At 71.0% G+C, this 24,970-nt stretch carries 17 protein-coding genes; 8 read left to right on the top strand and 9 right to left on the bottom strand.

Features of this window, described 5'->3' with window-relative positions; all coding sequences use genetic code 11:
* Positions 1-60: 60 nt before the first annotated feature.
* Positions 61-1,287 carry a GNAT family N-acetyltransferase gene (locus tag ACH427_RS07795; protein ID WP_398868523.1) on the top strand — a complete coding sequence of 409 codons (1,227 nt, stop codon included), beginning with the start codon at positions 61-63 and terminating at the stop codon, positions 1,285-1,287.
* Between the two features lie 7 nt (positions 1,288-1,294).
* Here the strand turns inward: ACH427_RS07795 and ACH427_RS07790 are convergent, their stop codons facing one another.
* The gene (locus tag ACH427_RS07790) at positions 1,295-2,104 is read right to left on the bottom strand and encodes an Fpg/Nei family DNA glycosylase (RefSeq protein ID WP_398868522.1); all 810 of its coding nucleotides are present in this window, start codon (positions 2,102-2,104) and stop codon (positions 1,295-1,297) included.
* Between the two features lie 332 nt (positions 2,105-2,436).
* Complete coding sequence (locus tag ACH427_RS07785; RefSeq protein WP_398868521.1) at positions 2,437-2,925, bottom strand: ribose-5-phosphate isomerase; 489 nt, start codon at positions 2,923-2,925, stop codon at positions 2,437-2,439.
* A gap of 166 nt (positions 2,926-3,091) precedes the next feature.
* On the opposite strand from ACH427_RS07785, the gene ACH427_RS07780 reads away from it, so the two are divergent.
* On the top strand, positions 3,092-4,534 hold the full coding sequence (locus ACH427_RS07780; protein WP_398868520.1) for an amino acid permease: 1,443 nt from the start codon (positions 3,092-3,094) through the stop codon (positions 4,532-4,534).
* A 122-nt stretch (positions 4,535-4,656) separates the two neighbouring features.
* Here ACH427_RS07780 and ACH427_RS07775 read toward each other — a convergent pair whose 3' ends face one another.
* Positions 4,657-5,253 carry a biotin transporter BioY gene (locus ACH427_RS07775; RefSeq protein ID WP_398868519.1) on the bottom strand — a complete coding sequence of 199 codons (597 nt, stop codon included), beginning with the start codon at positions 5,251-5,253 and terminating at the stop codon, positions 4,657-4,659.
* A 297-nt stretch (positions 5,254-5,550) separates the two neighbouring features.
* On the opposite strand from ACH427_RS07775, the gene ACH427_RS07770 reads away from it, so the two are divergent.
* The 3 genes from ACH427_RS07770 (at position 5,551) to ACH427_RS07760 (ending at position 9,407) form a co-directional block, all read left to right on the top strand.
* A complete protein-coding gene (locus ACH427_RS07770) occupies positions 5,551-6,942 on the top strand; it encodes an amino acid permease (RefSeq protein ID WP_398868518.1) in 1,392 nt (463 codons plus the stop codon).
* Positions 6,943-7,165: 223 nt separating this feature from the next.
* A complete protein-coding gene (locus ACH427_RS07765) occupies positions 7,166-8,599 on the top strand; it encodes an amino acid permease (protein ID WP_398868517.1) in 1,434 nt (477 codons plus the stop codon).
* A 166-nt stretch (positions 8,600-8,765) separates the two neighbouring features.
* Positions 8,766-9,407 (top strand): superoxide dismutase, encoded by a 642-nt coding sequence (locus ACH427_RS07760; protein ID WP_398868516.1) that lies wholly within the window; start codon positions 8,766-8,768, stop codon positions 9,405-9,407.
* 337 nt (positions 9,408-9,744) lie between these two features.
* Here ACH427_RS07760 and ACH427_RS07755 read toward each other — a convergent pair whose 3' ends face one another.
* Both ACH427_RS07755 and ACH427_RS07750 read right to left on the bottom strand, forming a co-directional pair.
* Positions 9,745-10,326: a hypothetical protein gene (locus tag ACH427_RS07755; RefSeq protein ID WP_398868515.1), complete on the bottom strand. Its 582-nt coding sequence runs from the start codon at positions 10,324-10,326 to the stop codon at positions 9,745-9,747.
* A 49-nt stretch (positions 10,327-10,375) separates the two neighbouring features.
* Complete coding sequence (locus ACH427_RS07750; RefSeq protein ID WP_398868514.1) at positions 10,376-11,044, bottom strand: DsbA family protein; 669 nt, start codon at positions 11,042-11,044, stop codon at positions 10,376-10,378.
* A gap of 88 nt (positions 11,045-11,132) precedes the next feature.
* On the opposite strand from ACH427_RS07750, the gene pepN (ACH427_RS07745) reads away from it, so the two are divergent.
* Together pepN (ACH427_RS07745) and ACH427_RS07740 are read left to right on the top strand one after the other, a co-directional pair.
* Positions 11,133-13,736, top strand: coding sequence for an aminopeptidase N (gene pepN / locus ACH427_RS07745; protein ID WP_398868513.1), 2,604 nt, complete (start codon positions 11,133-11,135; stop codon positions 13,734-13,736).
* A gap of 177 nt (positions 13,737-13,913) precedes the next feature.
* Complete coding sequence (locus ACH427_RS07740; RefSeq protein WP_398868512.1) at positions 13,914-14,969, top strand: hypothetical protein; 1,056 nt, start codon at positions 13,914-13,916, stop codon at positions 14,967-14,969.
* Between the two features lie 22 nt (positions 14,970-14,991).
* On the opposite strand, the gene ACH427_RS07735 is transcribed toward ACH427_RS07740, so the two are convergent.
* Positions 14,992-16,725, bottom strand: a complete 1,734-nt coding sequence (locus ACH427_RS07735) for a TIGR03767 family metallophosphoesterase (RefSeq protein WP_398868511.1) — start codon at positions 16,723-16,725, stop codon at positions 14,992-14,994.
* A 498-nt stretch (positions 16,726-17,223) separates the two neighbouring features.
* On the opposite strand from ACH427_RS07735, the gene ACH427_RS07730 reads away from it, so the two are divergent.
* Positions 17,224-19,926: a S8 family serine peptidase gene (locus tag ACH427_RS07730; RefSeq protein WP_398868510.1), complete on the top strand. Its 2,703-nt coding sequence runs from the start codon at positions 17,224-17,226 to the stop codon at positions 19,924-19,926.
* Positions 19,927-19,989: 63 nt separating this feature from the next.
* Here the strand turns inward: ACH427_RS07730 and pepN (ACH427_RS07725) are convergent, their stop codons facing one another.
* The 3 genes from pepN (ACH427_RS07725) to ACH427_RS07715 all read right to left on the bottom strand — a co-directional run bounded on the left by pepN (ACH427_RS07725) (position 19,990) and on the right by ACH427_RS07715 (position 24,844).
* Complete coding sequence (pepN, locus tag ACH427_RS07725; protein ID WP_398868509.1) at positions 19,990-22,560, bottom strand: aminopeptidase N; 2,571 nt, start codon at positions 22,558-22,560, stop codon at positions 19,990-19,992.
* 132 nt (positions 22,561-22,692) lie between these two features.
* Positions 22,693-23,736: an aspartate-semialdehyde dehydrogenase gene (locus ACH427_RS07720; protein ID WP_398868508.1), complete on the bottom strand. Its 1,044-nt coding sequence runs from the start codon at positions 23,734-23,736 to the stop codon at positions 22,693-22,695.
* Between the two features lie 133 nt (positions 23,737-23,869).
* On the bottom strand, positions 23,870-24,844 hold the full coding sequence (locus ACH427_RS07715; protein ID WP_398868507.1) for an acyl-ACP desaturase: 975 nt from the start codon (positions 24,842-24,844) through the stop codon (positions 23,870-23,872).
* Between the last annotated feature and the right edge of the window lie 126 nt (positions 24,845-24,970).

Here is a 24,970-nt window from a genome sequence, read left to right as displayed (position 1 = left end):
ATGGGCACCTTATGCGAAATTCGTTCGCCCGCGCGGGAATCCGCTGCTAGTCATGGCGTCATGACAACAGAGTTGCGTGTACTGCGTCCTGTCGAGTGGGAGCAGTGGTACGAGTCACTTGAGTTGGCGTTCGGCGGCATGCCCGAGCCCGCCGAGGAGCGCGCGCTGTGGCGGGAGCTCACCCTGTTCGACCGGTGGCTGGGCACGTGGGACGGCGATGAAGTCGTGGGCACGACGGGGGCGTTCGACTTCCGGATGACCGTGCCGGGCGGTGCCGTGGTCCCCGCGGCCGGAGTGACGATGGTGGGCGTGCGGCCGACACACCGGCGGCGCGGGGTGCTGCGGGGAATGATGCGGCGCCAGTTGGACGACGTACGGAGCTGGGGCGTGCCGCTGGCCGTGCTGACGGCTTCCGAGCCGGACATCTACGGACGGTTCGGCTACGGCGCGGCGACGCAGTCGACGCGGGCCCGCGTCGACACGGACCGGGTGCGGCTGATCATGCCGGAGGGCGCGGACGGCGTGCGGCTCCGCTTGTCGAAGCCCGAGCAGGCGCGCGAGGCGTGCGAGGCGGTGTACGCGCGCCGGGTGACGGCCCGTCCCGGGATGCTGGAGCGCCGTCCGGGCTGGGACGCGCTGCCGCTGCTGGATGCGCCGAGCCGCCGTGGTGACGGCTCGTCCTTGCAGTGCGTACTGGCCGAGGTGGACGGCCGGACGGTGGGCTACGCCCGCTACTTCGTCCGGCCCCGGCCGGACGACGGGCCGTACGGCACGGTGCTGCTGCGCGACGTGGAGGCGCTGACCCCCGCCGCGTACGCCGCGTTGTGGCGTTTCCTGTTCGACCTGGACCTGACGGTGGAGATCGTGGCGCGCGACCGGCCGTCCGACGACCCGCTGTGGCACCTGGTCGACGACGTCCGGCGCTGCCACCTGGCCACGGAGGACTCGCTGTACGTGCGGCTGGTCGAGGTGGGGGCGGCGCTGGCGGCCCGTACGTATCAGGCGCCGGTGGACGTGGTGTTCGAGGTCGACGACGCCTTCTGCCCCTGGAACGCGGGGCGCTGGCGGCTGACCGGCGACGCCAAGGGGGCGGCCTGCGCGCGCACGGCGGACCCCGCCGATCTGGCGCTGTCCGTGCGGGAGCTGGGCTCCGCGTATCTCGGCGGGGTGTCCCTGCTCTCGCTGGCCGGCGCGGGGCGGGTCAGGGAGCTGCGGGAGGGGGCGCTGGGCGAGGCTTCGGTGGCGTTCGGCAGCCCGGTCGCTCCGTGGCTGCCGCATGGCTTCTGACAGTGCCTCAGCGCTGTTGGCAGCCGGGGCACCAGAAGAGGTTGCGGGCGGCGAGATCGGCGGTGCGGATCTCGCCGCCGCAGATGTGGCACGCCTGCCGGGCCCGGCGGTAGACGTACACCTCACCGCCGTGGTCGTCCACGCGCGGCGGGCGGCCCATGGCCTCGGGGGTGTGCTCGGGGCGCACGGTGTCGATCCTGTTGTTGCGTACGCCCTCGCGCATCAGATCAACGAGATCCGACCAGATCGCGTCCCATTCGGAGCGGGTGAGGTCGCGGCCCAGGCGGTAAGGGTCGATCCCGTGCCGGAAGAGGACCTCGGCGCGGTAGACGTTGCCGACGCCCGCGATGACCTTCTGGTCCATGAGGAGGGCGGCGACCGTCGTACGGCTGCGGCTGACGCGGGCCCAGGCGGCCTCGCCGTCGTCCTCCGCGCGGAGCGGGTCCGGGCCGAGCCGGTCGTGTATCGCCTGCTTCTCCCCGTCGGTGACCAGGGCGCAGGTCGTGGGGCCGCGCAGGTCGGCGTACGCGGTGGCGGTCGCGAGCCGCAGCCGCACGGTGTCGGTGGGCGGGGGCACGGGGGCTCCGCCGAAGGTGTACTTCCCGAAGAGGCCGAGGTGGATGTGGATCCAGCCGTGTTCGGCGAAGCCGAGGAAAAGGTGCTTGCCGTGGGCTTCCGCGGTGGTGAGGCCGTGGCCGTCGAGGAGGGCGGCGCTGTCGGAGAATTTGCCTTGGGGGCTGGTGACGCGGATTTTCTGGCCGCGGAACCGTTCGGCGTGGTCCTGGGCCAGCCGGTGGATGGTGTGCCCTTCGGGCAAGGTGGCTCTCCTGCGGGTGTCTGATGCGATTTCTGTTCCCCGGCCCCGCCCCTTCCCGGCCGCATCCGATGTGCGGCTCCGCCGCGTGGGGGCGCTCGCACCCCGGACCCCCGGAGTGCGGGCCGGTTCGCCGGCTGCGGCGGGAGCGGCCCTTGGGGGTCCTCCGGACCAAGTCCGGGGAGCGTCCTCGACCGCCGGACGGGCTGGAATCACGGACCGTAGTCCGTAGCCCGCGACCCGCAGATGACGAGCCACGATGCGTGAGAATCAGCCCGTGCGGCGGTTGAGGACACCGCGCGTCAGCGCGGCCGGAAGGGAGGCGGGGTCAGGCGTCAGCCCTGCTGCGGGTGGTGGGCGGGGATCTCGGGGAGTTCGCCGGTCTGCTCGTAGCGGGCGAGCATCTCGATGCGGCGGGTGTGGCGCTCCTCACCCGAGTACGGCGTGGCCAGGAAGATCTCGACGAACTTCGTCGCCTCCTCCTGGGTGTGCATCCGCCCGCCGATGCTGATCACGTTGGCGTCGTTGTGCTCACGCCCCAGGGCGGCCGTCTGCTCGCTCCAGGCCAGGGCGGCCCGTACGCCCTTGACCTTGTTCGCGGCGATCTGCTCGCCGTTGCCGGAGCCGCCGATCACGATGCCGAGGCTGTCGGCGTCAGCCGCGGTCCGCTCCGCGGCGCGGAGGCAGAACGGGGGGTAGTCGTCCTGGGCGTCGTAGATGTGCGGGCCGCAGTCGACGGGGTCATGGCCCTGGGCCTTGAGCCACTCGACGAGGTGGTTCTTGAGTTCGTAGCCGGCATGGTCGGAGCCGAGATACACGCGCATGCGACCGAGTGTGGCACGAATGCGGTCCGGTCTCCGCCTCAGGGCTCGCCGTCCGCGCCGGTCGCCGGCTCCGATCACAACGATACGGATTCGACTCTTCCCGATCACACCTTCGAAAAGTTCTAATGCGGGAACTCGTAACCCGAGAACCGTAAGGAACGTGCTCATGGCCACACCGCCGACCCTGACAAAGGCGTCGAACTCCGGCGAACCCGGGCAGGCGTCCCAGGACGGCCTGAAGGCCGGACTCAAGAACCGCCACCTGTCGATGATCGCCATCGGCGGCGTGATCGGTGCCGGTCTCTTCGTCGGCTCCGCCTCCGGCATCGCCGCCGCGGGCCCCGGCATCCTCATCTCCTACGCGCTCGTCGGCGTGATGGTCGTCTTCGTGATGCGGATGCTCGGCGAGATGGCCGCCGCCAATCCGACCTCCGGCTCCTTCTCCGCCTACGCGGACCGGGCGCTCGGCCGCTGGGCGGGCTTCTCCATCGGCTGGCTGTACTGGTTCTTCTGGGTCGTGGTGCTCGCGGTCGAGGCGACCGCCGGTGCCAAGATCCTGGAGGGCTGGATCCCGGCCGTGCCGCAGTGGGCCTGGGCGCTGATCGTCATGGTGCTGCTCACCGTGACCAACCTGGGGTCGGTCAGCTCATACGGCGAGTTCGAGTTCTGGTTCGCCGGGATCAAGGTCGTCGCGATCGGCGCCTTCGTCATCATCGGCCTGCTGGCCGTGTTCGGCGTGCTGCCGGGCGCGCACAGCGACACCGCGGGGATTTCGAACCTCACCTCGCACGGAGGATTCCTGCCGAACGGACCGGGAGCGATCCTCACCGGTGTCCTGATGGTCGTCTTCTCCTTCATGGGCAGTGAGATCGTCACCCTCGCCGCCGGTGAGTCCGAGGACCCGCGCCGCGCGGTGACCAAGGCCACCAACAGCGTCATCTGGCGCATCGGCGTCTTCTACCTGGGCTCGATCTTCGTGGTCGTCTCCCTGCTGCCGTGGGACTCCAAGGAGATCGCCGACAAGGGCAGCTACGTCGCCGCCCTCGACTCCATCGGCATCCCGCACGCCGGCCAGATCATGAACGTCATCGTCCTGACGGCCGTGCTCTCCTGTCTCAACTCCGGGCTCTACACAGCTTCCCGCATGGCCTTCTCGCTCGGTCAGCGCGGCGACGCGCCGCGGGCCTTCGCCCGCGTCAGCGGCAACGGCGTCCCGCGGATCGCGATCCTGGGCTCGGTCGTCTTCGGCTTCGTGTCGGTGATCTTCAACTACGTGTGGCCCGACACGGTCTTCAAGTTCCTGCTGAACTCCTCGGGCGCCATCGCCCTCTTCGTCTGGCTGGTCATCTGTGTCACCCAGCTGAAGATGCGCGGCATCATCCTGCGGGAGATGCCGGAGAAGCTCGTGGTGCGGATGTGGCTCTTCCCGTATCTCACGTGGGCCACGATCGGGATGATCATGTTCGTGCTCGGCTACATGGTCTACGACGGCGGCGACAACCGGGACCAGGTGCTGCTTTCGACGCTGCTCGGCGTGATCGTGGTGGGCCTCGGACTCTCCCTGGACCAGCGCCGCCGGCGCGCGGTGAAGGCTTCGTCCGGGCAGTAGTCACCGGGAGTACGCGATACGGGCCGGGCCCGCACCCTGACCGGATCAGGGGTGCGGGCCCGGCCCGTATCCGTCGCGAGGGACATCGCGGGGGACGCGAGGGACATCGCGGGGGAAGAGGCTCAGCCCCGCCGGCCCAGCCACTTCCATGCCGTCGGCAGCGCGCCCATCGCCAGGGCCGCCTTGAGCGCGTCGCCGATCAGGAACGGCGTGAGGCCCGCCGCGATCGCGTCGGTCAGGGAGAGGTGGGCGTACAGCGCGAGATAGGGGACGCCCACCGCGTAGATGATCGCGGAGCCGAGCGCCATCGTGCCCGCCGTGCGCAGCGTGGAGCGGTCGCCGCCGCGGCGGGCCAGGGCGCCCGCCACCGTGGCGGCGAGCATCATGCCGAGGACGTAGCCGAAGGAGGCGAAGCCCGCGCCCGAGCGGCCCTCGGCGAACCACGGCACACCCGCCAGGCCGGCCAGCGCGTAGAGCGCGAGGGAGAGGAAGCCGCGGCGGGCGCCGAGCGTGGTGCCGACGAGAAGCGCGGCGAAGGTCTGGCCGCTGACGGGCACCGGCGAGCCCGGGACGGGGACCGCGATCTGGGCGGTGACGCCGGTCAGCACCGCGCCGCCGAGGACCAGGGCGGCGTCACCGACGCGGGCCCTGGACCGGGTGGGGAAGAGCGCGTCGGCGAGGACCGTACCGGTCCGGGTTACTGGGGCAGCGGTGGCCATCGGTACTCCGCGTCAGATCGAGGAAGGTCTGGGACACCGTGACGTTAATCGAGGGGTCCGGCGCGGACACCGGGTGACCGTGACAAGCCGGCCCGCCCCGCTTTGGAGAGTTCCGAACGGCGCCGCCGCAGGTCGGCGCTGATAAGGGCGCGCCTTTCCCGCCCCGTTCCCCCGGCATGCGTGATGCTCGTCACGACGGACCGGCGAAGCTTGGCGCCGGACACCCGCTCGGGAGAGTGTGGAGTACCTTCGCAGCCTTTTTGCGCCCATCGCACAGATCCGAGAGTCACGAGCGCCATGCATGACGCACCGCCTGCCGCCGAACCGCTGAGCGGCGAGAAGGAACCCCTGTCGGCGGGGCTCAAGCAGCGCCATCTGACGATGCTGGGCCTGGGCGGCGTGATCGGGGCGGGGCTGTTCGTCGGCTCGGGCGGCGGGATCGCCGTGGCCGGGCCCGGGATCATCGTCTCGTATCTGATCGCGGGCGCGCTCGCGATGCTGGTGATGCGGATGCTCGGCGAGATGTCGTCGGCGATGCCCGCCTCGGGCGCCTTCTCGGTGCACGCGGAGCGCGCGCTGGGGCGCTGGGCCGGGTTCACGGTGGGCTGGCTCTACTGGTTCCTGCTGGTGGTCGTGCTCGCCGTGGAGGCCACGGGCGCCGCGCAGATCGCCAACGGCTGGCTGCCGTCGGTGCCGCAGTGGGCGTGGGTGCTGCTCTTCATGGTGGTCTTCACGAGCGCCAACCTCGCCGCGGTGAAGAACTTCGGTGAGTTCGAGTTCTGGTTCGCGACGCTGAAGGTCGGCGCGATCGTCCTCTTCCTCGTGCTGAGCCTGCTGGCCGTCTTCGGCGTGCTGCCGGACACGGAGGCGGTGGGGCTGTCCAACCTCACCGGCAAGGGCGGCTTCCTGCCCAACGGCTGGAGCGGTGTCGTCTCCGGCGTCCTCGCCGTCGTCTTCGCCTTCGGCGGCCTGGAGGTCGTCACCATCGCCGCCGCGGAGTCCGACGACCCCGCCCGCGCGGTGGGCCGGGCGGTGCGCAGCGCGGTGTGGCGGATCCTCTTCTTCTACGTCGGCTCGATGCTCGTCATCGTCACGCTTCTGCCGTGGTCGTCGATCGTGCCCGGCAAGAGCCCGTACGTGGCGGTCCTCGACCACATCGGGGTGCCCGGGGCCGGCCAGATCATGAACGTCGTGGTCTTCGTGGCGCTGCTGTCCGCGCTGAACGCCAATCTCTACGGGTCCTCCCGGATGGTCTTCTCACTGGCCGAGCGGGGCGAGGCGCCGCGTTCGCTGCTGAAGGTGTCGGGCGGCGGGGTGCCGCGCCGAGCCGTGCTCGCCTCGGTCGTCTTCGGGTTCGCCTCGGTCATATTGAATCTGGAGTGGCCCGACTCGATCTTCCGTTATCTGCTGAACGCGGTGGGCGCCGTCCTGCTCTTCGTCTGGGGTCTGATCGCCGCCTCCCAGCTGCGGCTGCGGCCGCGCATCGAGCGCGAGATGCCGGAGCGGCTGACGCTGCGGATGTGGGCGTTCCCCTATCTCACGTGGGTGGCGCTGGCCGCGATGGGCGGCGTGCTGATCCTGATGCTCACGGACGACGGCGCGCGGCCGCAGTTGCTGTGGTCCGCGGGCGCGACGGCGGCGGTGCTCGTGGTCGCGGGGCTGCGCGAGCTCCGGCTCCGGCGACGCTGAGTCGCCGAACGGGCGCCGGTCCACTGTCCGTTACCGGTCGTTACCGGAGTTGTTTCGTCCGTTTCGGCGGCAAACCGGTTGCTTCCGGAGATATGTGTCGTGCACAGTCAGTGACATTGCTGTCTAGATATCGGACAGCAATGTCACAACTGTTGTCCTGAGCGAACATGACCTCCACACTGAGGCAACTTTTCCGCTCTCACCCCACGGGAATCACACGATCATGACTCGGACACCTGCGGCCTCTTCCGCGCCACCGCGCGGCGAGGTCACCGATCAGGCGCCGGGCGGCACGGATCTGTCGCACGGCCTCAAGCAGCGCCATCTGTCGATGATCGCCCTCGGCGGTGTGATCGGCGCCGGTCTCTTCGTCGGTTCGGGCGCGGGCATCGCCGCGGCCGGTCCGGGCATCGTGCTCGCCTACGCCGCTTCCGGGCTGCTGGTGATGCTCGTGATGCGGATGCTGGGCGAGATGGCGGCGGCCAACCCCGCCTCCGGCACCTTCTCCGTGCACGCCGAGCGGGCCATGGGCCCGTGGGCGGGGTTCACGGTGGGGTGGATGTTCTGGGTGGAGCTGTGCGTGGGCATCGCCGTGGAGGCGATCGGCGCGGCCCACATCATGGTCTCGTGGTTCCCCTCCACACCCTCCTGGATGTGGGTCCTGATCTTCATGGCCGTCTTCTGCGGCACCAACCTGGCGGCGGTCAGCAACTTCGGCGAGTTCGAGTTCTGGTTCGCCGCGCTGAAGGTCGGCGCGATCGGCCTCTTCCTGGTGCTGGGCGTGCTGGCCATCCTCGGCCTGCTGCCGGGCACCTCGGCGCCGGGTGCCGACAACCTCACCGGCCACGGCGGCTTCCTGCCCGGCGGCACCGACGGCCTCGCCGCCGGCCTGCTGGCCTCGGTCTTCGCCTACGGCGGCCTGGAGACGGTGACGATCGCGGCGGCGGAGTCCGAGCAGCCCGTCAAGGGCGTCGCCAAGGCCGTGCGCACGGCGATGTGGCGAATAGCCCTGTTCTACGTCGGCTCGATGCTGGTCGTCGTGACGCTGATCCCCTGGACCGACAAGTCGATCACCGAGACCGGCCCGTACGTCGCCGTCCTCGACCACCTCGACATCCCCGCCGCAGGCCAGATCATGAACGTGATCGTGCTGATCGCCCTGCTCTCCGCGATGAACGCCAACATCTACGGCGCCTCCCGGATGTCGTACTCGCTGGTCCAGCGCGGCGAGGGCCCGCGCTTCCTCGGCAAGGTCACCGGCGGTGTGCCCCGGATGACCGTGCTGGCCTCCTCGGCCTTCGGCTTCTTCGCGGTGCTGCTGAGCTACTGGTGGCCCGACACGGTCTTCAAGTGGCTGCTCTACATGACCGGCGCGGCCGTGCTCGTGGTGTGGGCGTTCATCGCCGTCACCCAGCTGCTGATGCGCCGCCGGCTGGAGCGCGAGGCGCCGGACAAGCTGGTCGTGCGGATGTGGCTCTTCCCGTACGTGACCTTCCTGGCCCTGGCCGGGATCCTCGGCACCCTGGCGCTGATGCTGCGCGAGCACGACACCCGCGTCCAGCTGTGGGCGACGGCCGGGCTCACCGTGGCGCTCGCCCTCTTCGGCTACCTCCGGCAGCGGATGCTGGCGCGCCGCGCCGCGTCCACCGGAATCTGACGCTCCGACACCAGCCCCCCACGCGAGGCGGTGCGGGTCCTGCTCTTCAGGACCCGCACCGCCTCCGTCTTTGGTCCCAAGCCCACCCCCGGAACCGCTTTTCGGAGGCACTTACTGATAGCGTCTACCTGCAAGTTAATTGCAATAAGCAGTCGGAGGGCTCGGCATGGCCATCTACACACTTCCTGAACTCCCTTACGATTACGCGGCACTCCAGCCGGTCATCGACGCGAAGATCATCGAGCTGCACCACGACAAGCACCACGCCGCGTACGTCAAGGGTGCGAACGACACCCTGGAGCAGCTCGCCGAGGCCCGTGACAAGGACCAGTGGGGCGCCGTCAACGGCCTGGAGAAGAACCTGGCCTTCCACCTCTCCGGCCACATCCTGCACAGCATCTACTGGCAGAACATGACCGGTGACGGCGGCGGCGAGCCGCTCGACAAGGACGGCGTGGGCGAGCTGGCGGACGCCATCGCCGAGTCGTTCGGCTCCTTCGCGAAGTTCAAGGCGCAGCTCACCAAGGCGTCGGCGACCACGCAGGGCTCCGGCTGGGGCGTCCTCGCCTACGAGCCGGTCAGCGGCCGCCTTATCGTCGAGCAGGTCTACGACCACCAGGGCAACGTCGGCCAGGGGTCGGTGCCGATCCTGGTCTTCGACGCCTGGGAGCACGCGTTCTACCTTCAGTACAAGAACCAGAAGGTGGACTTCATCGAGGCCATGTGGCAGGTCGTCAACTGGCAGGATGTCGCGGCGCGGTACGCGGCGGCGAAGGAGCGGGGGAACGCGCTGCTGCTGGCGCCGTAGCTCCTCGCGTTATTTCGCGTCCTGCTTCGTGATCGTCTTCTCACCCTTCACGCGGCAGGCGAAGCCCCCACGTGAGTGGTTCGCGTGGGGGCTTTTTCTTTTCCGGGCTGCGCGCCACTGCGCCTGCGGCGGGCTCTTTCCCCAGCCCCGCCCCTTCCCGAACTGGGGCGCGTGCCCCAGACCCCCGGCTGACCCGCCGTTGCCGCCTGCGGCGGGAGCGCCCTTGGGGTCCCCCGGACGAAGTCCGGGGGAGCGTCCTCAAACGCCGGACGGGCTGAATGTGCGGACCGTAGCCGGCACATTCAGCCCGTCCGGCGTTTGAGGCGCGACGCGGCGATCACGCGTGACCGAACGCCTCGCCCGTGATCAGGAAGTCGCGGGCGAGGCCCGCCTCGTGGAGGCGGCCGAAGAAAGCCCAGCACTTGTTCACCGCGAAGCGGTAGTCGATCACGGCATCGCCGTCCGAAGACACCCGCACCGTCCCCGTCAGGCGGAAGTCGACCGCGCGCAGCGCGAACCACCAGTCGCAGCGGCCACGCCGCGCGAGCGAAACGGCGCGCCACCCGCTGTCGGCGGGGTACGCGGCAGGGGCGCCGCGCCAGCGGGCAAGCGCTTCGGCACGCCAGCGGGCGAGCTGTTCCTCGGCGGCGGAGCGGACCTCCGGGAGGGCGAGGAGCAGCGCGGCGTCCACCCGGTAGGGCGTGCCCGTGCCGCGCAGATAGTGCCGCAGGGTGGCGGCCGTCTGGCGCAGGCCCAGCGCGGCCCAGAGGGGCGGCAGGGTGCGGCAGACGGCGCGCGTCATCAGGTCGTACGGACCGGCGGGCCGGTCGGCGAAGCGGGCGGCGGTGCCGCCCGGCGGCTCCGTGTCCGCCCGGCCGCCCGTGCGGCCGAGCGGCCGGGAGAGGTCCGTCTTGCCCATACCGGGACATTAAGGGACCTGATCGGGAGCCGCCCGTCGAGCGGGGCGGTCAGTCGAAGACGGGGCTCTGGGTGCGCGTGCGCTTCAGCTCGAAGAAGCCGGGGGTCGAGGCGACCAGCAGGGTGCCGTCCCACAGCCGGGCCGCGGCCTCGCCCTTGGGCGCCGGGGTGACGACCGGGCCGAAGAAGGCGACCTGCTCGCCGTCCGCGCCGGGCACCGCGATGACCGGGGTGCCGACCTCCTGGCCGACCTTCTCGATGCCCTCGTTGTGGGAGGCGCGCAGCTGCTCGTCGAAGGCTTCGGTGTCACCGGCCTCCGCCAGCTCCGCCGGCAGACCGGCGTCCACCAGCGCGGCCTCGATCGTCGCGCGGTCGCGCGGCTGGCCCTGCACGTGGAAACGGGTGCCGAGCGCGGTGTAGAGCGCGCCGAGGACCTCCGGGCCGTGCTTGTGCGCGGCCGCGACGCAGACGCGCACCGGCGCCCACGCCGGGCCGCCGGGGACCATGTTCGCGCGGTACTGCTCGGGGAGCTCATCCAGTTTGTTCTCGTTGAGAACGGCCAGGCTCATGACGTGCCACCGAACCTCGACGGGCCGTACCTTCTCGACCTCCAGCATCCAGCGCGAGGTCAGCCACGCCCACGGGCACAGAGGGTCGAACCAGAAGTCTGCGACGGTCTTCTCCGAAGCGGTCACGTGAATCTCCTCATGAGAGCTCATCCGAGCTGGTCAGTAGCAGATTCAACAACAGGCCCCGTGCCATCATTCCTGCGTTGTCCAAGATCCGACACGAAGACGGGGAGCCCTTGTGCCCGGTGAGAATCTGACCCGTGAGGAGGCCCGCGACCGGGCCCGGCTGCTGGCGGTGGACGCCTATGAGGTGGCGCTCGACCTGCGGTCCGCGGTGGGCGCGGGCCCGGAGAACCGCACGTTCCGCTCGGTGACCACCCTGCGCTTCCGCTGCTCCGAGCCGGGAGCCGCGAGCTTCGCCGACCTCGTGGCACCGTCGGTCACCGCCGTGACCCTCAACGGCGAGCCCCTGGACCCCGCGGCGGTCTTCGACGGGACGCGCGTGGCGCTGCCCTCGCTCGCCGCCGAGAACGTCCTGGTCGTGGACGCCCAGTGCGCGTACAGCAGGACCGGTGAGGGTCTGCACCGCTTCGTGGACCCCGAGGACGGCGAGGTCTATCTCTACACGCAGTACGAGCCGGCCGACGCCCGCCGTGTCTTCGCCAACTTCGAGCAGCCCGACCTGAAGGCCCCGTTCACCTTCTCGGTGACCGCGCCCGCGGGCTGGACGGTGCTGAGCAACGGCGAGGCGACGGGCGAGCCCAGGTCCATCGGCTCTGACGCCGCCACCTGGCACTTCGTGCCGACGCGGCCGATCTCGACGTACATCACGGCCGTCGTCGCCGGTCCGTACCACGTGGTCCGTGACCACTACAGCCGCACGTTCGAGGACGGCACGGTCCTGGAGATCCCGCTCGGCGCGCTCTGCCGCAAGGGCCTCGCGCGGCACTTCGACGCCGACGAGATCTTCACCGTCACCAAGCAGGGCCTGGACTTCTTCCACGACAACTTCGACTACCCGTACCCCTTCGGGAAGTACGACCAGGCGTTCGTGCCGGAGTACAACATCGGCGCCATGGAGAACCCGGGGTGCGTGACCTTCCGCGAGGAGTTCGTCTTCCGCGGCAAGGTGACCACGTCCTCGTACGAGCGGCGGGCCAACGTCATCCTGCACGAGATGGCGCACATGTGGTTCGGCGACCTGGTGACCATGGAGTGGTGGGACGACCTGTGGCTCAAGGAGTCCTTCGCCGACTTCATGGGCTCGTTCTCGCAGGTCGAGGCGACGCGCTACGACAACGCCTGGATCACCTTCGCCAACCAGCGCAAGTCCTGGGCGTACCGCGCCGACCAGCTGCCCTCCACCCACCCGGTCACGGCCGACATCCGTGACCTGGAGGACGCCAAGCTCAACTTCGACGGCATCACCTACTCCAAGGGCGCCTCGGTCCTCAAGCAGCTCGTCGCCTATGTGGGCCGGGACGCCTTCTTCGAGGGCGCGCGCCGCTATTTCAAGCGCCACGCCTACGGCAACACGCGCCTCGCGGACCTGCTGGCCGTGCTGGAGGAGACCTCGGGCCGGGACATGGCCGGCTGGTCGCGCTCCTGGCTCCAGACCGCGGGCGTCAACTCCCTGACGCCGCTGGTCACCTGTGACGCCGCCGGCCGGATCACCGAGCTGGCGGTCCTCCAGGAGGCGCCGGAGGCGCACCCCACACTCCGCCCGCACCGGGTGGCCGTGGGCCTCTACCGGCGCCACGAGGCCGACGGCGCCCTCGTGCGCTACGCCCGCGCCGAGGTGGACGTCGCCGGCCCCCGCACGGTCGTGACCGAGCTCGCCGGGGCCGAGCGGCCCGAGCTCGTGCTGGTCAACGACGACGACCTCACCTTCTGCAAGATCCGCTTCGACGAGGTCTCGCTGGACACCCTCCGAGGGCACCTGGGCGAGCTCACCGACCCGCTCGCGCGCGCCCTGTGCTGGTCCGCGCTGTGGAACCTCACGCGCGACGGGCTGATGCCCGCCCGCGACTTCACCGCCCTCGTCGAGCGCTTCGCCGGGGCCGAGACCGAGATCGGCGTGCTCCAGATGGTGCAGAGCTGGGCGCAGTCGGCCCTGGTGCACTACACCGCGCCCGGGTCGCGCGACCAGGGCGCGCGGACCCTCGCCGGGAGCGCGCTGCGCGAGCTGCGGCTCGCCGAGCCCGGCAGCGGCCACCAGCTGGCGTGGGTGCGCTTCTTCGCGCAGCTCGCCACCGCGGAGTCCGACCTCCAGCTGCTGCGCGAACTGCTGGACGGGGCCGGGAAGATCGACGGGCTGGAGGTCGACCAGGAGCTGCGCTGGGCGTTCCTCGGCACGCTCGCCGCGCGGGGCGCGGCCGACGAGTCCGCGCTGGCGGCCGAGCTGGCCCGGGACAACACCGCCTCCGGCAGGCGGCACCAGGTGCGCTGCCTGGCGGCCCGGCCGTCCGCCGAGGTCAAGGCGGAGGCGTGGGCCGCCGTCGTGGAGTCCGACACGCTCTCCAACGCGCTCGCCGAGGCGACCATCGCGGGCTGGAACCAGCCGGGGCAGCGCCCCCTGCTGGCCCCTTACGCGGAGCGGTACTTCAAGGAGATCGAGCGGGTCTGGCGGGAGCGGTCGATCGAGATCGCGATGGCCGTCGTGCGCGGCACCTTCCCGCTGCTCCAGGGGGACCGGCGGACGCTGGACCTGACGGACGAGTGGCTGTCCGCGCACGAGGACGCGGCGCCCGCGCTGCGCCGCCTGGTGCTGGAGGCCCGCGACGACCTGGCGCGGGCCCTGCGGGCCCAGGAGTGTGACACGGCCGCCGCCGGGGCAGCCTGACCGCGGCGCGGCCGGGGCCCGCACAGCTCCGGCCGCGCCGCGATCGCACGGGCGTCCGGTCCGGGGAACCCCTCCTCGGCCCTCGAACGCCCGTACTTTAGGACAGAGTTGTCCGGGTTTGCCTACGGGCCTGTAACACCAGGTTAGAGCCGTCGGGAACAGCGGCACTGGCAGAGCATGAATCACGGAACCCCGCTCTCGCCCCGCCCCCTGCACCACCTGTCGGACGTGCGCCACCGTGTCATGACGGCGCGTCAGCTCCGCGAGCACGGTGTGCCGGGGGCCCTCGTGACCGAACGCTGCCGCCCCGGCGGACCCTGGCAGCAACTGCTGCCCGGCGTGTTCCTGCTCCGCACGGGGCCCGCCACCAGCGAGGAGCGGCTGCACGCCGCCCTGATGTACACCCTGCCGCGCGCCCAGAGCCTGCCCGCCCAGCCCGGCCCCGGCACGGCGACCGCCGCCGCCCGCCGGGCCGCGGCGGACTCGTACGGCGAAGCCATGATCACCGGAATGGCGGCGCTCGCCCTGCACCGCTTCACGTCCGTCCCCCCGCTGCTCTCCCTCGACCGCCTCGACGTGCTCGTGCCGCGCACCCGCCGGCTGCGGAGCACCGGGTTCGTCCGGCTCGTACGGGCCCATGCCCTGCCGCACCCGCAGCAGCTGACGGGCATCCCCGTCGCGCCCGTCGCACGCGCCGTGGCCGACGCCGTCGCCGAGCTCACGGAGACGTCCACGGTGCGCCGGGTGCTGACGGAGGCCGTGCGCGGCGGGCACTGCGAAGCCCAGGCCGTCGTACGGGAGTTGTCGCGCGCCCGGCTGCTGGGCCGGCCGCACGTGGTGGACGCCGTGGACACGCTGCTCGCCGAGAGCCGGGCCGTCGCGGAGGGCAGGCTCTACGACCTGGTGAGCACGTACCGGCTGCCCATGCCGCTGTGGAACGTCCACCTCCGGCTGCCCGGCGGGCCGTCCCTGGGCGGGGTGGACGCGTTCTGGCCCGAGCACAGCGTCGCGCTGGAGATCGATTCGCGGACCCCGCGCCAGGACGACGAGACGCTGTGGTCGGAGCAGTACCGCAAGCGCGAGCACCTGGAGCGGCTCGGCATCACGGTGGTGCACCTGACGCCGAAGAAGCTGCGGGACACCCCCGAGCAGCAGGCCGCGGTGGTCCGGACCGCCCTGATGGCGTCGGCCGACCGCGATCCCGCCGCGTATCTCGTGGTCCTGCCGCGCTGAGCCGCGGCGGGGCCCGCGGGGGTCAGCGCCTGGGGAGCAGCAGCTCGGTGTTGCGGTCGTCGGCCGCGCCACCGAGGGAGGTGTCCGAGCCGGGGGCGTTGAAGGCGAGCTCGCGGTAGAGGGAGGCGAGGCCGGTCTGGGAGAGGTCGTGGAAGTCGGTGCGGTAGGGGGCCGCGGACTCGATGAGCGTGGTGAAGAGGGAGACCGTGCCGTCGTGGTTGTCCGTGACCTCGATGATCCGCGCCAGCTGGGGGTAGTCGACGTGGGAGGCGGTGGCGATCTCCCAGAAGGTGCCGCGCGGCCGGATGCGGTTGCGGTGGCTGTGCCCGTTGATCCAGGCCAGGACGTTGTTGTGGCTCTGCAGGAGCTGGATCAGCTCGTTGCCGTCGTGCCGCTCCTCGTCGGGGCGGCGGGGGTCCGGCGTGAGGTTGTCCATGCTCCAACTGGGGTGGTGGCTGAAGACGAGCGCGTACTTGTCGCGGAACCTCCTCAGCGTCCGGTCCAGCCACAGGAGTTGGGAGGTGCCCAGTGAGCCCTGGTAGTGGCCGCCGGGGTCGGTCGAGTCGAGGCTGATGCCGACGACGTCGTCGGAGACCTTGAAGGAGTAGTAGAGCTCGCCGGATTCGAGGTTGTCGCGGCTGTAGCCGTGGCCCACGGGCCCGTGGCCGGCGTATTTGCGGTCGAGGTGGGCGGAGACGTACTGCTGGGCGGTGAGCGGGACCCGGCGCGGGTCGGGGGTGACGGTGCGCATCTCCTTCTTGTGGACGCGCAGCAGTTCGCGGATGCGCTCGCCCTTGGGGTCGGCGCCCTTGGACTCGCCGTCCATGAGCCACTTGGCGTCGGCGGCGGAGATGATCTGGAGCTTCTTGTCGCCGACGGCGGCGTCCTGGATGAAGGAGCCCGCGGCGGGGTAGCAGCCGCCGGACAGCAGGTCGTGGTTGCCGAAGGTGGAGTACCACGGGATGTTGAGGCCGGGGCTGTTGACACCGCGGGTGGCGGCGGCGAGATAGCCGTCGATGCGCGGGTAGCCCAGCTGCTTGTCCTGGTCGCGCAGGGCGCTCTCGGGGTGCCAGAAGAGCTTGAGCCCGCTGTTCTGCACGCCTTCGTAGTGCCGCGGGTCGCCGGTGTTGGGGTTCATCCGGCCACCGCTGAGGGCGGTGAGGAACCACTCCACCTCGATCTTCGCGTTCTCGTCGCCGTTGTCGCCGGTGGTGATGACGAAGCTCAGCGGCGTGCCGGTGGCCGGGCCGCGGCGGACCTTGTTCACGCGCTCGACGAGGGAGACCACCCCGGGCAGCGTGAGCGCCTCGTGCGGGCGCCAGGCGCCGGGCTCCCCGGCGCGGAAGAACTCGTAGCGCAGCGGGTGCTGGACGTCCGTCAGGTGGAGGTCGGTGAACTGGACGAAGCAGGCCAGCGTCGAGCGCCGGTCCTCCCGGCCGCTCTTCCCCGTGGCCAGCTCGGAGCGCGTGACCCGGGGCCAGCCGGGGCCGTCGCCGAGCCGCCGGTAGCCGCCGCTGCCGCGGGGCGCCGCGACGGAGACGAGGGTGGTGCCCGCACCCGTGGGGGCGCCCGCGGCGGCGGCCCCCGCCTGCCTGGCCGAGGCGGCCGCGGCGTCGTCCGGCCCGGTCGCCGCCGCGCGGTCGTCCGATCCCAGGGCCATGCCGATGCCGGTGGCGGTGGTCACGGCACCGGCCGCGGCGAGGAACGTACGGCGGTCGAGGCCGGCGGCTGCGGGCCCGTCAGATCTGCGGTACATATGCGGTCTCCCCGAGTGCGATCGCGAATGCTGGGCTTGACGGCGGTCCTGCGATGCGGTCCGTGCGGTCCTGGCTCCTTCACTGAGGATGGTTGGCAGTGGGGGTGGCGTGGGCGTGAACGCGGCCGCAACGGCCGCCGCCGATCACCTCACATCGATCATGGCGATTGCGAATCGACATACACCACTCGTCCCCTGGCGAGCTGACGCTCACTCAGCGTTCACCCGCGTGGGGAACTCCCGGGCGGCATTGGGCCGCACGATGTCGCCCGTTTGGCCCGCACCCGCCGGACCCCGCGACCCCCCTGACCGGTTCACGGCCTTCGGCACACTTCCTCCCCCGTGGCGCATGGCGGGTTTACGCCACTCTTTCTTTCCCTCACTGGCAACTCTCCCCAAACCCCTGTCACTTGCATAAAAGTGATCGGTCACTCGGCTCCGATTTCCGGACGCCCGCTGTACAGCCCGCTCTTGCCGTCAACCCAGCCAGGGATGTTCATGACCCCCGCAGACCTCTCCGCGCCCCTCCGCGGCGCGAGACGCACGCCGTACCGCCTGACCCGAATAGCCACCGCGGCCGCCTTGGTGGCCGCGCTCACCGCGGCGGGCGCCGCCCCCGCGCTCGCCGCGGACCCCTCCCCCGCGCCGGGGTCCAACTCGGCGCCCGCCAAGCTCGGTTCGCTGGGCGCCGCCCTGCTCGCCGGCGCCAAGGCCGACGGCGACGCGACCGTCACCATGATGATCGCGACCGCTCCCGGGCAGACCGCCCAGGTCGCCGGGAAGCTCGGCGCCATCAAGGGCGCCTCGGTCGGGCAGACCTACGACAAGCTCGGCTACGTCCGGGCCACCGTGCCGACCCCGAAGGCCGACGCCGCGATCGCCGAGGCGCAGCGGCTGGGCTCCGTGCACGGCATCGACCTCAAGCAGGAGATCAGGCTCCCCGACCCCGCGCCGCGCGCCGACGCCGTCCAGGGCGCCAAGGGGAAGACGGGCTCCTACCCCGGTCCGGGCAAGGGCACCCCGGCGAAGAACCCCTACCAGCCGGCCTTCGAGACGGGCGCCGTCGACTTCGTCGAGGACCATCCCGAGGCCGACGGCCGCGGGGTGACCATCGGCATCCTCGACTCCGGCGTCGACCTCGGGCATCCGGCGCTCCAGCGGACGACCACCGGCGAGCGCAAGATCGTCGACTGGGTCACGGCCACCGACCCGCTGGCCGACAAGGACGACACCTGGCTGCCGATGACCTCCGAGGTCACCGGCCCCAGCTTCGCCTTCGGCGGCCGCACGTACACCGCGCCGGGCAACGGCGCCTACGAGGTCGCGCTCTTCCGCGAGAGCGCCACCACCGGCGGCGACATGAAGGGCGACCTCAACCGGGACGGCGACACGACCGACTCCTGGGCGGTGCTCTACGACAAGGCCAAGGGCACCGTCCGCGTCGATCTGAACGACAACGGCGACTTCTCGGACGACACGGAGATGAAGCCCTACAAGGACGGCTTCCAGGTCGGATACTTCGGCAAGGACGACCCCGCCACCCCGGTCGCCGAGCGCATCCCCTTCGTCGTGCAGATCCGCAAGGACGTGCCGATGGACCCCAAGGGCGGCGACTGGATCGGCAAGAAGGCCGACTTCGTCAACATCGGCGTCATCGAGTCCGAGCACGGCACACACGTCGCGGGCATCACGGCGGCGAACGGGCTGTTCGGCGGGCGGATGAACGGCGCGGCGCCCGGCGCCCGGCTGGTCTCCTCGCGCGCCTGCACCTGGAGCGGCGGCTGCACCAATGTGGCGCTCACCGAGGGCATGATCGACCTGGTCGTGAACCGCGGTGTCGACATCGTCAACATGTCGATCGGCGGCCTCCCCGCGCTCAACGACGGCAACAACGCCCGCGCCGAGCTCTACACCCGCCTCATCGACACCTACGGCGTGCAGCTGGTGATATCCGCGGGCAACAGCGGCCCCGGCGCCAACACCATCGGCGACCCCGGCCTGGCCGACAAGGTCATCAGCGTCGGCGCGTCCGTGTCGAAGGAGACCTGGGCCGCGAACTACGGCTCCGAGGTCACCACGAAGTACGCGATGATGCCGTTCTCCTCACGCGGCCCGCGCGAGGACGGCGGCTTCACCCCCACGCTCACCGCACCCGGCGCGTCCGTCAACACCACGCCCACCTGGGAGCCAGGCGCCCCCGTCAAGGAGGCGGGCTACGACCTGCCACCCGGCTACGGCATGCTCCAGGGCACCTCGATGGCCTCCCCGCAGGCCACCGGCGCCTCCGCGCTGCTGATCTCGGCCGCCAAGCAGAGGCGGATGAAGCTCACCCCCGCCGACCTTCGCACCGCGCTGACCAGCACCGCCAAGCAGATCAAGGGCGTGCAGGCGTACGAGCAGGGCGCGGGCCTGATCGATGTCGAGGACGCCTGGGACGCGCTGCGCGACCACGCGACCGCGCACACCTACACGGTGCGGGCGCCCGTCTCCACCGCCCTCTCCGGCAAGCTCAGGACCCCCGGCTCCGGCACGGGGATCTACGACCGCGAGGGCGGACTGAAGCCGGGTGAGACGCGGACGTACGACGTGACCGTCACCCGCACCTCGGGCCCCGCCAAGGCCGTGTGGCACGAGCTGAAGTGGCGCAACAACGACGGCACCTTCAGGCTCGCGAGCCCGGACGAGGTGCAGCTGCCGCTGAACAAGCCGGTGACCGTCAAGGTCAGGGCCAAGGCCAGGACCGCCGGGCTGCACAGCGCGATCCTCACCGTGGACGACGACCGCACCGAGGGCATCGACCAGCAGATCATGACCACCGTGATCGCCGCCGAGCCGCTCGCCACCCCCTCCCACGCGCTCACGAAGTCGGGCAAGGCCGCGCGCAACGCCACGACCTCGTACTTCGTGACCGTGCCGAAGGGCGCGAAGTCGCTGGACGCCGCCCTCGGCGGGCTCGCGGCGGGCAGCCAGACCCGCTTCATCGCGATCGACCCCTACGGCGTACCGGCCGACCCGACCTCCACGGTCAACTGCTATCCGAACTACCCGAACCCGGCGAACACCTGCCGCCCCGAGGGCCGGAGCTACACGAATCCGGTCCCCGGCGTCTGGGAGTTCGAGGTGGAGTCCCGCCGCACGTCACCGCTGCCGGCGAACCCGTACACCCTGACGGTCACCGCCCAGGGCCTCGGCGCGAGCTGACCCGTGAAACCGGCGAGCGCCGGGCGGGCCTGGAAGAGGCCCGCCCGGCGCTCGCTGTCACGCTCAGGCAGCGGCCGCGTCCGCGGCCTGTGCCTTCAGGGCGCGCTCCACACCGGCGCGCGACTCGGTGACCAGGCGCCGCAGGGCCGCGTTGGGCTCGGCGGAGGCCAGCCACGCGTCGGTGGCGTCCAGCGTGTCCCGCGAGACCAGCAGGGCGGGGTAGAGGCCGACCACGATCTGCTGGGCGATCTCGTGGCTGCGGCTCTCCCAGATGCTCTTGACCACCGCGAAGTACTTCTCGCTGTAGGGGGCGAGCAGCTCGCGCTGGTCGGTCTGGACGAAGCCGCCGATGACCGCTTCCTGCACCGCGTTGGGCAGCTTGTCGGACTCGACGACCCGCGCCCACGTCTCCGCCTTGGCCTCGGCCGTCGGCCGGGCGGCGCGGGCCGCGGCGGCGTGCCGCTCGCCCGCCGACGTCTTGTCGCGCTCCAGCTCCGCGGCGATCGCCTGCTCGTCGGCGCGGCCGGTCGCGGCGAGCCGCTCCAGCAGCGTCCAGCGCAGGTCGGTGTCGACGGCGAGGCCCTCGATGCTCTCCGTGCCGTCCAGCAGCGCCTGGAGCAGGCCGAGCTGCTCGGGCGTGCGGGCGGTGGCCGCGAAGGTGCGCGCCCACGACAGCTGGTGGTCGCTGCCCGGCTCGGCCGCGCGCAATTGCTCCAGCGCCGCCTCGGTCCAGGTGGCCAGGCCCTTCTCGCGCCAGTCGGGGGCCGCGTAGAGGTCCAGGGCCAGCTTCGTCTGCCGCTGGAGCGACTGGACGACGCCGATGTCCGACTCCTTGGTGATGCCCGAGAGCACCAGCGAGAGGTAGTCGCGGGTGGCGAGCTCGCCGTCGCGCGTCATGTCCCAGGCGGAGGCCCAGCACAGCGCCCGCGGCAGGGACTCGGCGAAGTCGCCCAGGTGAGCGGTGACGACCCGCAGGGACTCCTCGTCCAGGCGCACCTTCGCGTACGACAGGTCGTCGTCGTTGAGGAGCACGACGGCGGGGCGCTTGGTGCCGACGAGGGCCTCGACGGGCGTCAGCTCGCCGTCGACGTCCAGCTCGATGCGGTCGGTGCGCACGAGCTTGCCGCCCTGGAGCTCGTACAGGCCGATCGCGATGCGGTGCGGGCGGAGGGTCGGCTCGCCCTTGGCGCCGGCGGGCAGGGCGGGGGCCTCCTGGCGGACGGCGAAGGAGGTGATGGTGCCGTCCTCGGCGACCTCGATCTCGGGCCGCAGGATGTTGATGCCGGCCGTCTCCAGCCACGCCTTCGACCAGGTCTTCAGGTCGCGGCCGGAGGTCTCCTCCAGCGCGCCCAGCAGGTCGGACAGGCGGGTGTTGCGATAAGCGTGCGCCTTGAAGTACGCCTGCACGCCCTTGAAGAACTCGTCCTGGCCCACGTACGCCACGAGCTGCTTGAGCACGGAAGCGCCCTTGGCGTAGGTGATGCCGTCGAAGTTGACGAGCACGTCGTCCAGGTCGCGGATCTCGGCCATGATCGGGTGGGTGGAGGGCAGCTGGTCCTGCCGGTAGGCCCACGTCTTCATGGAGTTGGCGAAGGTCGTCCACGCCTGCGGCCACTTCGAGCCCGGCGCGTACGCCTGGCAGGCGATGGAGGTGTAGGTGGCGAACGACTCGTTCAGCCACAGGTCGTTCCACCACTCCATGGTGACCAGGTCGCCGAACCACATGTGGGCCAGCTCGTGCAGGATCGTCTCGGCCCGCGCCTCGTACGCCGCGTCCGTCACCTTGGAGCGGAAGACGTACTGGTCGCGGATGGTGACCGCGCCCGCGTTCTCCATCGCGCCCGCGTTGAACTCCGGCACGAACAGCTGGTCGTACTTCGCGAAGGGGTAGTCGTAGGCGAACTTCTCCTCGAACCACTCGAAGCCCTGGCGCGTGACCGCGAAGACGGCGTCCGCGTCGAGGAACTCCGCCAGCGAAGGACGGCAGTAGATGCCCAGCGGGATGCTGCGGCCGTCCTTCTCGTAGGAGCTGTGCACGCTGTGGTACGGGCCGGCGATCAGCGCGGTGATGTACGTGGAGATCCGCGGGGTCGGCTCGAAGCGCCAGACGTTGTCGGCGGGGCGCTCGGGCGTCGGCGAGTTGGAGATCACGGTCCAGCCCTCGGGGGCCTTCACGGTGAACCGGAACGTCGCCTTCAGGTCGGGCTGTTCGAAGGAGGCGAAGACACGGCGCGCGTCCGGCACCTCGAACTGCGTGTAGAGATAAGCCTGCTCGTCGACCGGGTCGACGAACCGGTGCAGCCCCTCACCGGTGTTGGTGTAGGCGCAGTCCGCCACGACCTTCAGCTCGTTGCGCCCGGCGAGCAGGCCGGGCAGCGCGATACGGCTGTCCGCGAACACCGCGGCCGGGTCCAGCGCGGCGCCGTTCAGCACGACCTCGCGCACGGCCGGCGCCACCAGGTCGATGAACGACTCCGCGCCCGCCTCGGCCGCGTCGAACCGCACCAGGGTCTCGGAGCGGTACGTGCCGCCCTCCTGCGCACCGGAGAGGTCGAGCTCGATCTCGTACGAGTCGACAGTGAGCAGCCGCGCGCGCCGCTGCGCCTCTTCGCGGGTCAGATTCGTTCCAGGCACCTGGGCATCTCCTTCTGCATTGCGACGTTCGCGCCATCCTTCCATGCCGCCCCCGGGCCGGGCGGGGGCCGGGGTGCGGACAGCGCGAAGGGCCGGACGCGGTCGCGTCCGGCCCTTCATGTCACACGCGGCTCAGCCGCGCAGCTCCGCGGCGACCAGCTCCGCGATCTGGACGGCGTTGAGCGCCGCGCCCTTGCGGAGGTTGTCGTTGGAGAGGAAGAGCGCGAGGCCGTTCTCGGCGGTCTCGTCCGCGCGGATGCGGCCCACGTAGGAGGCGTCCTTGCCCGCGGCCTGGAGCGGCGTGGGGATCTCGGACAGCTCGACGCCGGGGGCGCCCTTGAGCAGCTCGTAGGCGCGCTCGACGGTCAGCGGGCGCGCGAAGCGGGCGTTGACCTGGAGGGAGTGGCCGGAGAAGACCGGGACGCGCACGCAGGTGCCGGAGACCTTGAGCTCCGGGATGCCGAGGATCTTGCGGGACTCGTTGCGGAGCTTCTGCTCCTCGTCCGTCTCGAAGCGGCCGTCGTCGACGATGCTGCCGGCCAGGGGCAGCACGTTGAAGGCGATGGGGCGCTTGTAGACCGCGGGCTCGGGGAAGGCGACGGCCTCGCCGTCGTGCGTCAGCTCGGGCGCCCGGTCACCGACGGCGCGCACCTGGCTGTCCAGCTCCGCCACACCGGCGAGGCCCGAGCCGGAGACGGCCTGGTAGGTGGTGGCGATCAGCGCGGTCAGGCCGGCCTCGTCGTGCAGCGGGCGCAGCACGGGCATGGCGGCCATGGTGGTGCAGTTCGGGTTGGCGATGATGCCCTTGGGGCGGTTCGCGATCGCGTCCGGGTTGACCTCGGAGACGACGAGCGGGACCTCGGGGTCCATGCGCCAGGCGGAGGAGTTGTCGATCACGACCGGGCCCTGGGCCGCGACCTTCTCCGCGAGGGCGCGCGAGGTGGCGCCGCCGGCGGAGAAGAGCACGATGTCGAGGCCGGAGTAGTCCGCGGTGGCGGCGTCCTCGACGGTGATCTCGGAGCCCTGCCACGGGAGCGTGGATCCGGCGGACCGCGCGGAGGCGAACAGGCGCAGCTCGGTGACCTCACCGATGGGGCCGGTCGTGACCCGCTCGGCGAGGATCTTGCGCATGACTCCGCCGACCTGGCCGGTGGCTCCGACGATTCCGATCCTCACGGGCACTCCCTACTCCTGTACGCCTGTATGTGCGACTCCATCATGTGGTGCTGGGTGGCCCAAAAGTCCAATCCGCTGTTCAAGGGACGGACAGCCGAGGAACGGACAGCCGGCCGAGCGCCTCCGCGCCGGCTCAGGCCCTTTCCGCGCGGGCCTTGCGGCGGGCGAGCAGCGCCTCGCGGCGCTCGTCGAACTTCGTGGCCTCCGCGTTCAGGCCGCCCATGTAGAGGCCGAGCTCCTCCTGGGCGCGCAGGCCGTCCGGGCCGAGGCCGGTGATCTCCAGGACCTTCAGGAAGCGCAGCACCGGCTGGAGCACGTCGTCGTGGTGGATGCGGAGGTTGTAGATCCCGCCGATGGCCATCTGGGCGGCGGCCCGCTCGAAGCCGGGAATGCCGTGGCCCGGCATCCGGAAGCCCACGACGACGTCGCGGACGGCGGCCATGGTCTGGTCGGGGGCCAGCTCGAACGCCTTGCCGAGGAGGTTGCGGTAGAAGACCATGTGCAGGTTCTCGTCCGTGGCGATGCGGGCGAGCATGCGGTCGCAGACCGGGTCGCCGGAGTGGTGGCCGGTGTTGCGGTGCGAGATGCGGGTGGCCAGCTCCTGGAAGGCGACGTACGCGACGGAGTGCAGCATGCTGTGCCGGTTGTCGGACTCGAAGCCCTCCGACATGTGCCGCATCCGGAACCGCTCCAGCGCGACCGGGTCGACGGCCCGCGAGGTCAGCAGGTAGTCGCGCATGACGATGCCGTGCCGGCCCTCCTCCGCGGTCCAGCGGTGCACCCAGGTGCCCCAGGCGCCGTCCCGGCCGAAGAGCGAGGCGATCTCGTGGTGGTAGCTGGGGAGGTTGTCCTCGGTCAGCAGGTTGACGATCAGGGCGGTGCGCCCGATGTCGGTGACCTTGGACTGCTCGGGCGCCCATGCCTCGCCGCCCAGCACGCCGTCGAAGTTCCGCCCGTCGCTCCACGGCACGTACTCGTGCGGCATCCACTCCTTGGCGACCGTCAGATGCCGGTTGAGCTCGGCTTCCACGACCTCTTCGAGCGCGTACAGCAGTCGGCTGTCGCTCCACACGGCCCGGGCATGGTGGCGGAGGGGGGCGATGGTCACAGACAGCTCCAGGCAGGGGGGATGATCTTACTTACGGATCCGTAGGTTACGACACCGTAGGTTAAGACCGCCGTAAACGGCAAGGGTGACCGGAATTTGATCTCTCACTTTCTCGGCGGGCGCGGA

The organism is Streptomyces sp. NPDC020379 (assembly GCF_044387105.1).
In the GTDB taxonomy this organism is placed as follows: domain Bacteria; phylum Actinomycetota; class Actinomycetes; order Streptomycetales; family Streptomycetaceae; genus Streptomyces.
Note: the sequence above shows the minus strand (reverse complement) of the source record. Positions and strands in the feature narration are given on the sequence as shown.

What these genes read in the sequence shown, in the direction of transcription:
- ACH427_RS07735 (WP_398868511.1), bottom strand. Translation starts at nt 16,725, where the DNA reads ATGTACCGCAGATCTGACGGGCCCGCAGCCGCCGGCCTCGACCGCCGT.
- ACH427_RS07740 (WP_398868512.1), top strand. Translation starts at nt 13,914, where the DNA reads ATGAATCACGGAACCCCGCTCTCGCCCCGCCCCCTGCACCACCTGTCG.
- ACH427_RS07770 (WP_398868518.1), top strand. Translation starts at nt 5,551, where the DNA reads ATGCATGACGCACCGCCTGCCGCCGAACCGCTGAGCGGCGAGAAGGAA.
- ACH427_RS07780 (WP_398868520.1), top strand. Translation starts at nt 3,092, where the DNA reads ATGGCCACACCGCCGACCCTGACAAAGGCGTCGAACTCCGGCGAACCC.
- ACH427_RS07750 (WP_398868514.1), bottom strand. Translation starts at nt 11,044, where the DNA reads ATGAGCTCTCATGAGGAGATTCACGTGACCGCTTCGGAGAAGACCGTC.
- ACH427_RS07765 (WP_398868517.1), top strand. Translation starts at nt 7,166, where the DNA reads ATGACTCGGACACCTGCGGCCTCTTCCGCGCCACCGCGCGGCGAGGTC.
- ACH427_RS07795 (WP_398868523.1), top strand. Translation starts at nt 61, where the DNA reads ATGACAACAGAGTTGCGTGTACTGCGTCCTGTCGAGTGGGAGCAGTGG.
- ACH427_RS07775 (WP_398868519.1), bottom strand. Translation starts at nt 5,253, where the DNA reads ATGGCCACCGCTGCCCCAGTAACCCGGACCGGTACGGTCCTCGCCGAC.
- ACH427_RS07730 (WP_398868510.1), top strand. Translation starts at nt 17,224, where the DNA reads ATGACCCCCGCAGACCTCTCCGCGCCCCTCCGCGGCGCGAGACGCACG.
- ACH427_RS07755 (WP_398868515.1), bottom strand. Translation starts at nt 10,326, where the DNA reads ATGGGCAAGACGGACCTCTCCCGGCCGCTCGGCCGCACGGGCGGCCGG.
- ACH427_RS07760 (WP_398868516.1), top strand. Translation starts at nt 8,766, where the DNA reads ATGGCCATCTACACACTTCCTGAACTCCCTTACGATTACGCGGCACTC.
- ACH427_RS07785 (WP_398868521.1), bottom strand. Translation starts at nt 2,925, where the DNA reads ATGCGCGTGTATCTCGGCTCCGACCATGCCGGCTACGAACTCAAGAAC.